Source organism: Mesorhizobium sp. M1088 (assembly GCF_040318575.1).
GTDB lineage: Bacteria > Pseudomonadota > Alphaproteobacteria > Rhizobiales > Rhizobiaceae > Mesorhizobium.
The window spans coordinates 1-9,787 of the sequence record NZ_JAMYMO010000078.1; the positions used below are offsets into that span (position 1 = coordinate 1).

The window sequence follows — 9,787 nt, forward strand, 5'->3', positions numbered from 1 at the left end:
GGACCAGCGCCACCGCCTCCGGCACCTGGCGCACCTGCGCCTCGAACAGCTCGTGGATGCACCGCTCCGACGGATAGGCCGCCGCCGTCCGGTTCAACTCCTCGAGCAGATAGGTCCGTTCATCGGATGGCAGCAGCTCAACCCGGCCAACCGGCTGCCCTGCATCGGCCGTCACACCATATAACAAAGTTTGCAAATGCTGTGTCATACGGCCGATTTGCTTCGGCGCTAGTCGACTTGCATCAAAGTGCCATCGAAAGCTCCCATCCTGAACGCAGACCTCAAACGTCAGCAAATCGCCGCATAGGCCTGCCCCAGCACTTTGGCTCGACGTCAAATCGCCAGCGACAGAACAGCTGTCTGTCGTGATTGTGAGGCAAATCGGCCAGGGCTGGTGCGACCGTAGCGGCTCCACACCTCGCACTGTGGGCCAGCGCGCGATAAGATCCCGCGCAAAGCTACCGTGCTCCCTCAGCTGAGCGCATTCGGCTGCCACCGTTTTGCGTATTTCTTCAAAATCATGTGCAAGATCAATGGTAACTTCCATCGGCGCGACAGAGGCGATAAGCACCTCCCTCGCTTTAGAGCCAGCTTGCGAGCTATCCGATGCCGGCGTCCATCCCAGTTGAAGCTCAGTTTCTCCCGTGATGCGGGCGAGATAGATCAGCCAAGCCGCTACCAAGCAATCCGTGCGATCATGTGGCGACAGCTTAGCCAAAGCACTTGCAATGAACCACGAACTCGATTGCCATCTGGGCGGCGCCTCAGCCGCGGACGACGACAGGAAAGGAAGCTGCAATATTTTAAACTGCTCTAGCCGCTGTCGCCAAAAATCCTCCCGAGGCGCCAGCAATTCATGGGTGGCAGTTATGCTCTGCGCCTGTTCATCGCTCAAAATTGGCAGGCGATCACCTTCATTCAGATTGGAATGCCTGGCGAGGTCTCGCGCGTCCAGCGCCTGACCATCGGAGCTGCCAAAGCAAACCTCAACATCCTGCGTACCCGTCGCCACCCGCCAGTGGCTGGAGTAGATTTCAAGCAGGCAACCCGCCGGAAGGCCCGAGCGTCGAGGCAGCACCTCCAAGCGTCTGACTGTGACAACCCCATCGCCTACGAGAGCCTTAGGCAGACACAATGGATTGGGATGATATGGCCCAAAGTCTAGGGCACGCGTCATCGCTGACAGATATTGCGCGGATCGATCCCATCGCAGACAGCCTGCCGCATCTGGGCGTCGACGTCTCGGAAAATAGCTTCTGTTCACCAGCGCCTGCGGATAAGCAATAAGCTTCCCGCTCTTGAGGCCAGTTAAAAGCTCGCGGAAACCCTCGACAGCGGCCTCATAACACTTGAGGTTCAGGGTCAGTGCCGTATCGGCAGGCGCAATCAGCACTTGGCGCTGGACCACGACGTCACCCGTATCAACACCATCATCGATACGATGCCACGTGATGGCATATTCGGTCTCTTGCGCCAGCAGCGCCCAGGACGTCGCGTGCGTTCCCGCATATCGTGGCAATGGACCGTCGTGGTAGTTGAAAGCACCTTGACGCACTCGCCCAAACACGTCCGGTGGCAGTATGAACGGATTGGCAACGGAGAAAATCCAATCCACCGGTTCGGTCTTCAAAAGAGAGCAGAGCTCTTCAACACTCGCCATGCGGGGGATGTTGGCGCGAGCCGCCCACTCTGCGAATATGGCATCGCCACACAGGGCCGCACCAATGACGTGGCCCATCTCAATTGCCAGCTGAGCGCAGCTGATAGCAAGCGTACCACTGCCAACAAAGACGCTGGAGGAGATTGATTGGGCTGCAGGTTGTCTATCCCGACCGCCTGGTTCGCAAGCGCCTCCGCGCACTGGAGAAGACCGATATGCCATCTTCACCCCTCCAGCAGTCCACCCAGTAGGCCCGGGCAGTGCCCGCCCCAGGCGCCGCGGCACGTAGCGGCCCAAACTAATCACACTGGTTCGGATTTGCTCGGGGGTAACCGCGCCCACAGTCGCTTGTGTAATATGGCGTTCATTGACGGTAACGAAACTCTTGCGCGGAGCCACATCTTCCCAAAGTGCCCGGCAAGCCCCTACGGCTCCAAATATCGTCTCCGGCAGCATCGCAGCTGCCACCTGAACCTCGTCTGAGTTTCCAGTGAGCCTGATCATCGGACGACTTCTCCTCAGTCTATGCGCCTTGTAGAGGACTACGCATGTACCGTGCCAAAGGAGAAATCGTTCTCAACCAATATGATAGCCTAACACTGCTATGTTGCTTATCCGACATCGTCGGACATAGGACGATTGAGCACTGTCAATCGACCGTTCAATTGCGGATCGCTCTCAAGCATCTGCCGCATCATCGACAGGTTCATCTGTCAAAAAAACCGAGGAATCGACCTTCTGCCTCATGCCGAATGTAATCGATAGGGTCGCCGTCGAGGCTGACTTCCTTGGTGAATATCTTCCTGAGCTTCCCGTGCGTGACTGCCTGGAAATACCCGACCGTCATCAGCACCATCGCCTCAAGCTCAGAAAACGCCATCAATTTCCCATCTGCCGGAGAACCCGCAGTCGGCCATCAAGCCAACTACGCCAAAGTAGTGCGGCAGCGGCAAGTGCTGAGCCGAGTTGAGCTTACATCCGCTCTGGCAGTGAATATGCTAAGCCGATTACGTTATCGGAAGTATGTAACTCCAATGAAAAGGTGCAATTTGACCTCGGCACATGTCCAAGTCGGGCGCGAATATCGATTTCAACATCCTGGAATTCAAGAAAAGCCATATATAGTGGAAAATAGGCTTTATACACGGCCTCCTTCAAAACAAACAGGTCTCGCCGCTGGAGCAGCCGTAAGCCGTACATCCGTTGCTCGCGCGGGGTAGCAATCAATTCGATTAAGTCCTCCGGCAGAGGTTCATTAGGTTCTATGTCGATACCAAGCGCCGCAACCCTTCTATTCTCTGCAATAGCAGCTGCTGCTACTGTACCGTGATGAGCCAAAGATCCAACTATGCCGGCTGGCCATGTCGGAACACCAGAATGTGTCTTTGGAATAGGCGTCGGTGGAAATCCCAGTTCGCCAAGAAGTGTCCGAGCAATTATTCTAGCGGCACCGCTTTGGCGACGGACTTTGGCAACAGCGTGTCCTAGTGCGGTAACTTCGGAAGAAAACAAGGCGTCCTCGTCGGCGCGTTCTATCGGACGAATGCCGATGAGGATGTTCTCTTGATCAGACGGGATAATCTCCACCTATTGGCTCCTTTGGGCTTTGGAAATATGAGATAGAAATCAACGGCGGGCTCCGCTTCAGGGCTCGCGCACCGATCAAATTGTGGCATTGATCTTAGGCCGCATTCCTCTCTACAGATCGTTTAATTGCACCTCAATAAAATCGGGGCATTCAGTGCGCAATACCGCTCACCGTCTCCGGCAACGGCAGTCAACGGTCGCTATCCAGCGGACGGGTCGGGCGGCGACGTCGCTCATTCGACGCTCTCTACCATCGTTGGCGAAAGATCACCGAATAGGCCTTCCAGAATCTCGCCCAATGTGTTGCGGGCAACGAAAGCGGAGCCGGGAACGTCAAAGTGATTTTTTCGGCTCGGCGGCAGCACACCCGTTTTGTCGGGAGTGACTTCCTGTAATTCGGATCATGCGTGCTCGAGTCCAATGGCTCTCCCGGTGCACCGCCTAGCCAGTAGTACGGTCCCATCTCCAGCAGCGGACCTAACCCAACTAGCGCAACCGCTTGGTTCCTCCACGAGCGCTCTGGATAAGGAGACCGCAGTGGCCGCTTTTGAGTGCCCGTCTTTGATTGGAAGTGGCGGTCGATCATGCCTTCCAGGCATGACGAGATCATACCCAGGGGCATCAAATTCCACGCGCGGCGCCGCCACAGGGTAAATGCCATTTCGCCACAGGTCGCGGAGTGCGTCCCCCGACGAACACATGCTCTACGATCCTCTCGCGAAGGGTAGAGTAAAGGTAGTTAGCCGCCTTGATGCACAGCGATGAGCCTCGGCGTCCTGAAGCGGCGATGTGGTCGCCGTTGCAGTGCTTATTGGCACGCTTCGCCGGGCTCCGGGGTTGATCCGTCGATATGGAGGCGGGGGTTTGGGGGTTAAGGTGGGCGGGTTCGGTTCGGGGCATATGCGCCTCGGGTATGTCACGAGCCGCTTCGCTACCGCCGAGCTACACCACCTGTGGGGACGCGACCACCCATTCCATAGCTAAGACTTGGGCAACTCGCTCCCGCGATTACCCCATGTATTCGGCTTGAGCCTCATCTTTTAGCGGTAATGCCATGAAGGTGCTGCGCTTTAGGCCGATGATCAGACGTGGTCTGCATGGAAGCAGCCACAAGCTATCAGAAGGAGGAAGCGCAACATGAAACATTATGCCGGATTAGATGTCTCAGTGAGAGAAACCGCAGTATGCATCGTTGACGAAACTGGCACGGCGTGCCGCGAAATGAAGGTGCCGAGCCATCCGGAGGATCTTGCGCGGGTGCTCACGGATCCCGCCTGGAACTTTGAGCGGATCGGGCTTGAGGCCGGGCCCTTGTCGCAATGGCTGTTCAGCGGCCTGGCCGAAGCAGGGCTGCCGGTCATCTGCATCGAGACCCGGCACACCAAGGCATTCCTGAAGGCCCAGCCGAACAAGTTTGATCGCATTGACGCCCGCGGCATCGCGCAGATGATGCGGGTCAATCTGTACCGCCCGGTGCATGTGAAGATCCTGACGAGCCAGAAGCGCCGGACGTTGCTGACGGCGCGCAAGCTCTTACAGGAAAAGGCCATTGCCGTCGAGAACGACATCCGCGGCTTGCTGCGCAATTTCGGGCTCAAGGTCGGCAAAGTCGGCCCAGCCGGCTTCGCGGAGCGCATCCGCGAGCTCACCGACGGCATGCCCGATATGGCCGAGATCATCGAACCGCTGCTCGAGGTACGCGCCAAGCTGCGCCAGAATTTTGCCGCCCTGCACCGCAAGGTTTTGACGATCGTCCGGGGTGACGAGAATTGCCGCCGGCTGATGTCGATTCCCGGTGTCGGCCCGGTCGTGGCGCTGGCCTACACCGCCACGATCGACATGCCGGGCCGCTTCCGCAACTCCAAGGTGGTCGGGGCGATTTTGGGCTTGACGCCGGTGCTCAACGAGTCGGGCGAAAGCCGCCGCATCGGTCGGATCTCGCTGTGCGGCGATCGCATGATGCGAACGCTGCTCTACGAGGCCGCGCAGACCCTGCTGACGCGGGTGACGAAATGGTCCTGGCTGAAGGCCTGGGCGATGAACGTCGCCAAGCGGCGCGGCCAACAGAAGGCCGTAATCGCGCTCGCCCGTCGGTTGGCGGTGATCATGCACCGGATCTGGCGCGACGGCACGCAGTTCCGCTGGACCAGGACGGAAATCGTGCCAGTCGCCGGCTAACCTCGTCCCGACCAGCGTCAGCATGCCGCCGTGCTCGTGCCCGTCAAGGGCCAAGTCGCTGCGCGATGGGTCCCTTCGGTCCCCACCCTTGACGATCACTGCGCGCGGCGGGAAGCGCCGAAGCAAAGGTCGGGACGAGGACGAAGGAGATGGTCGCCCCATCGGCCGAACAAGGAGATAGAGAGAACCGAGGATCAAATGTGATAATCATCGCCCCCGATAGAAGGTGACACAGTTCCACCTGCCGGTGGAAAGCCGTCCTTCGCGGGACGAGGATGAGGTGAGTGCGTAGTTCCGGAAGTACCGATCGCACTGGAGCATCAGGACGCGGTAACAGATTGTTCCACCCCATTCTTCTGAATCCCCATGGAGGGCAGGGCCAGAGCGCCGATCCCGAAGAGAAGCAAGGCCCCGCGAATGACGTGCAATGCCGGTGAGGCGGAAAGCTCGAAAAGCGCTTGACCTCAACACGCCGAATAGAGAAGCCGGAACTGATTGGCCGTCGCTCTTGTGCAGGGTGTGCGGTCGGCGGCGAGATGCGTCTTCCAGGACTTGATGTGGTTCTCGGCCGCGCCGCCAGTAGAGATCATCGTAAAGCGCCTTGGCTTTTCCGCCGGCAAGATTGGTGACGATGAAGCGGCTGTCGGCACCTTGGGCGCCGACCTCGACGCGGGCGATGAGTGCTCGACGCGGCTCCAACTGGCGGCGCCGTCCAAGAATTCCTTGATACTCCACCGGGCCGGATCCCCCGGTCTCCTGAACCCTCGTACCTTGCATATTGGGTGACGGGCCGCCTGCAGGCCGAGTTGTCATAGGGACCAGTCGCTTGCGTCCGTTCGAGCGCAGCTTGCTGGCGCGATGGATAGACCTCAAATAGGTCAAGCGGACTGTGCCTAGAATGCTGGCAGGGCTTGCACAACCATCAGGTCGGCCAACCGGTGCCCCCATCCCCTTTTCCCCGAATCTCCGACTCTTTCGCTGGCGGCGTGTAGATTTAGACGCGCAGCCGGTCTTGTCGCTCAGATCCTCCGTCAACTCATGGGTATCGGACGATCGAAGCCGGGTACGTGAAGCGTCTTGGAGCAAAGATGTTGCGTCCAACCAAGTTCGCTGTGAGCTTCACTGCTTGAGTTTGCAGCGTGTCCTGCGAGCTCGCACACGAGATCGATCAGGCGCTTACGGTTGCAGTCATTGTCGGATCTTCGACGATGTCGGACATGCGACACAGCGCTATCAGAGGGACGCATTGTTCTGAAACGATTTTCCTAGTTGGCACGACACATGCAGCCCTATTCGCAAACGCACTGCCGCGCCGCACCGACTGAGAAGAACTCATCCCATGATCCCGCTTTTCGAACACGCGGTCGCCGCCGCGAACACTGAGCGTTCCCAAGCCGACGGAAGCCTTTGCGCTTTCATTCCTAGGGTTGTCCGGACATGACCGCATTCGATTTCCGTCCAACTCTGAATGCTCCCGACGATGATCCCTATCTTTGGCTTGAAGATACAGAAGGCGAACCGGCACTTGACTGGACCGCCAGCCAGTCGGCCAGGACACTGGGCCACTTCGGTGGAACGCAGTTCGAGCGCGACAGCGCGGCCCTGACAGCGATTTTCGACCGTCCCGACAAGATTCCTCTGATCACGCGCCGCGGTCAGTACCTCTACAATTTCTGGCAAGATGCCCGTAACCCGCGCGGACCGTGGCGCCGGACCACCCTTGCCGCCTACATGACGGCGGATCCCCAATGGGAGGTACTGCTCGATCTGGACGCCCTCGCCGTTAGCGACGGAGAGGACTGGATCTGGGGCGCGCGTCGATCGAGCCCGAGAGACGGGAAAGAGCCGTTCTGCGCCTGTCGCGCGGCGGCAGCGACGCGGTCGTGCATCGCGAATTCGATATAGGATCCCTGAGACCTATGCCACCGACGCGCTGATCGGCATCTCGCTTTCCTCCTTCCTCGCCGGCGAGCGCAGTTTTGCCGCCCTCTTTGAACCAGGCGACCGGCGCTCCCTGCAGTCATTCCGGCGGGCACGGTGTCCAGGGCTCGCCTCGTCCATTCCCGGCTGCCGGGGGTGAACATCTCGAAACGCGGAACGAGGTTGACCAGGTAGGAGATGACAAGCTTCCCGTCATTCCAGAAGCTTTGTCGCCGACGGTTTCAATCTCCCGGAAGCCAAGGGCGGCATTGAATGGCTCGACCCGGACACGCTTCTGCTTTCCAGTGCGCTTGGTGACGGCATGGCCACCCGCTCCGGCTACCCGCGCACCGTTCGGTTGTGGAAGCGTGGCGCGGATCCGCTCACCTCAGCGGTAATCTTCGAGGCCGATTCCGAATCCCTCTGGGTATCTGGTCATTTGGACCGCACCGCCGGGAGCGAACGCCTTTGGTTCCTCGAGACGCCGGCCTTCTTCGAGGAGATAGTCCAAATCGGCGACAGGAGCGGGCCGAAGACTGAGATCGACCTTCCTCGGGACGCCTGGTGGAATTGCTTCGGCGACTGGCTGGCGGTAAAGCCCCGCAAACCCTGGACGGTTGGCGGTACGTCCGCCGCAGCTTCTCCTATTCGACCTCAATGCGGCGCCGCCTCTCGGCGCTCCAGTAATCCTGAAGCGCAATCCGGAGAATTTCGACGCATCCGGGTTGGTGGTCACGCGCCACGAGGCAGTCTCGACCGATGGTGAGATGATCCCCTATACGCAGGTCGGCCCCGCGAACGGGAACGGGGACGCCCCGGTTTACCTCACCGCCTACGGTGGGTTCGGCATTTCGCTCCTGCCCTACTACAGCTCCTCAATCGGTAAGCTGTGGCTCGAACGTGGCGGCACGTGCGTGGTGGCGAACATCCGGGGCGGCGGCGAGTTCGGCACCCGTTGGCACGAAGCCGGGCGCAGGGAGGGCAAGCGTCTCGCCCATGACGATTTCGCCGCCGTTGCCACCGACCTCGTGCGAAGGGGCATTACGCGACCGAGCCGGATTGCCGCCGAGGGCGGCTCAAATGGCGGCCTGCTGATCGCCAATATGCTAACCCGCTATCCTGAGCATTTCGGCGCGCTGTTTAGCACAATCCCACTTACCGACATGCATCGCTACACCAAGCTTTTGGCGGGCGCGAGCTGGATTGACGAATATGGCGATCCTGGCAAGCCGGACGATTGGACTTTCCTGAAGGAAATCTCCGCCTATCACGCCGCGGCGCCGGGACAGCCCTATCCGCCGATCCTGCTCGCCACCACGAAGCGGGACGACCGCGTCCACCCGTGCCACGCGCGTAAGATGGCCGCAAAGCTGCAGGCTCTTGGCTATCCGGCTTACTTTTACGAGCCCAGCGCGGGCGGGCACGGCTACGGCAAGGACAACCGGGAGCGGGCCGCATTCATTGCCCTGGGCAACAATTTCCTTCGCAGTGCGATCGGCTGGCAAGCCGATAGCGGTCGATAGGTGACCGGGGCCCCAACAAGAGCAACGTTTCAAATAAAGTTAGCACAGGTCGATGATTGCGGAAACGCGCAAATAATGTCGGCACAGTCTCTTGTAAAATGAGCATGAGACTCCGTCAAAATTAATCAATCCGAGGAGAGTCTCAGTAGTGCAGTGCATCATTTCTAAAGATGAAGGAGAGAATATCATGGCGAGAAAGAGAATGGGCGTGGCGCGGGGAGTAACAGCGGCCGTCGTCCTGATGATGGTGGGACAGCAGGCCGTCGCGGCGGAGCCTCCGGTAGCCGCAAGCGTCCCGCAGGCAGGGGTCTCGGTCACGGAAGCGCCAAGCCCTTGGCAGATCCGCCTGCGTGGGTTGGGGGTCATCACTAAGGATTCGGGCTACGTCAATGCGGTGCCCGGCTCCGGTCTTTCCTATTCGGACACCGTGATCCCGGAACTCGATATCACCTATTTCTTCACGGACAACATCGCCGCCGAACTCATACTCGGCACCACCTATGCCAACATCGACGGCCAAGGAACGCTCGGCGGGCTGGGCAACATCGGCAAGGTTTGGCTGCTGCCACCCACGCTCACACTGCAGTATCATTTTACCAATCTCGGCGCTTTCAAGCCCTATGTCGGTGCCGGCCTGAACTTCACGATGTTCTATAACCAGGATACCGGCAGCGCCGATGCTCTCCATGTTAAGGACACGTTCGGCACCGCGCTGCAGGTCGGGTTCGACTACATGGTGGATCAGCACTGGGGCGTCAACTTCGACGTGAAGAAGCTTTTCCTCAAGCCAGACTTCGACGTCACAGTGGCCGGGGCTGCGTATTCCGGTGATGCCGGACGGCTATTCCAATCTGAAGCCGGACAGGTATTCCGATTTCATGCCGGACACGATTCCGATTTGAAGCCGGACAGTTAGTGT

General features: G+C 59.3%; 5 protein-coding genes and 3 pseudogenes. 4 read left to right on the forward strand and 4 right to left on the reverse strand.

Annotated features, from left to right (window positions below; genetic code table 11):
* From NKH49_RS33910 to NKH49_RS33920, 3 genes are all read right to left on the reverse strand, one after another.
* A partial coding sequence (locus NKH49_RS33910; protein ID WP_352929970.1) for a formyltransferase family protein occupies positions 1 to 1,738 on the reverse strand: 1,738 nt, incomplete at its 3' end.
* Between the two features lie 628 nt (positions 1,739 to 2,366).
* Entirely contained in the window at positions 2,367 to 2,540 is a 174-nt protein-coding gene (locus NKH49_RS33915) for a hypothetical protein (protein WP_352929973.1), read from the reverse strand.
* 92 nt (positions 2,541 to 2,632) lie between these two features.
* Positions 2,633 to 3,247, reverse strand: coding sequence for a 4'-phosphopantetheinyl transferase family protein (locus NKH49_RS33920; RefSeq protein WP_352929975.1), 615 nt, complete (start codon positions 3,245 to 3,247; stop codon positions 2,633 to 2,635).
* A 1,137-nt stretch (positions 3,248 to 4,384) separates the two neighbouring features.
* On the opposite strand from NKH49_RS33920, the gene NKH49_RS33925 reads away from it, so the two are divergent.
* Positions 4,385 to 5,425 (forward strand): IS110 family RNA-guided transposase, encoded by a 1,041-nt coding sequence (locus tag NKH49_RS33925; protein WP_352929978.1) that lies wholly within the window; start codon positions 4,385 to 4,387, stop codon positions 5,423 to 5,425.
* A gap of 470 nt (positions 5,426 to 5,895) precedes the next feature.
* On the opposite strand, the pseudogene NKH49_RS33930 reads toward NKH49_RS33925, so the two are convergent.
* Positions 5,896 to 6,177, reverse strand: a pseudogene (locus NKH49_RS33930) (transposase); the annotation flags it as partial.
* A 685-nt stretch (positions 6,178 to 6,862) separates the two neighbouring features.
* Here NKH49_RS33930 and NKH49_RS33935 point away from each other — a divergent pair.
* From NKH49_RS33935 to NKH49_RS33945, 3 genes and pseudogenes are all read left to right on the forward strand, one after another.
* Positions 6,863 to 7,338, forward strand: a pseudogene (locus NKH49_RS33935) (prolyl oligopeptidase family serine peptidase); the annotation flags it as partial.
* Between the two features lie 224 nt (positions 7,339 to 7,562).
* Positions 7,563 to 8,868, forward strand: a pseudogene (locus NKH49_RS33940) (prolyl oligopeptidase family serine peptidase); the annotation flags it as partial.
* Positions 8,869 to 9,055: 187 nt separating this feature from the next.
* A complete protein-coding gene (locus NKH49_RS33945) occupies positions 9,056 to 9,784 on the forward strand; it encodes an OmpW/AlkL family protein (protein ID WP_352929981.1) in 729 nt (242 codons plus the stop codon).
* Positions 9,785 to 9,787 lie beyond the last annotated feature (3 nt).

Bases quoted from the DNA above. Each gene is read 5' to 3' on its own strand.
- NKH49_RS33925 (WP_352929978.1), top strand. From the start codon at position 4,385: ATGAAACATTATGCCGGATTAGATGTCTCAGTGAGAGAAACCGCAGTA.
- NKH49_RS33915 (WP_352929973.1), bottom strand. From the start codon at position 2,540: ATGGCGTTTTCTGAGCTTGAGGCGATGGTGCTGATGACGGTCGGGTAT.
- NKH49_RS33945 (WP_352929981.1), top strand. From the start codon at position 9,056: ATGGCGAGAAAGAGAATGGGCGTGGCGCGGGGAGTAACAGCGGCCGTC.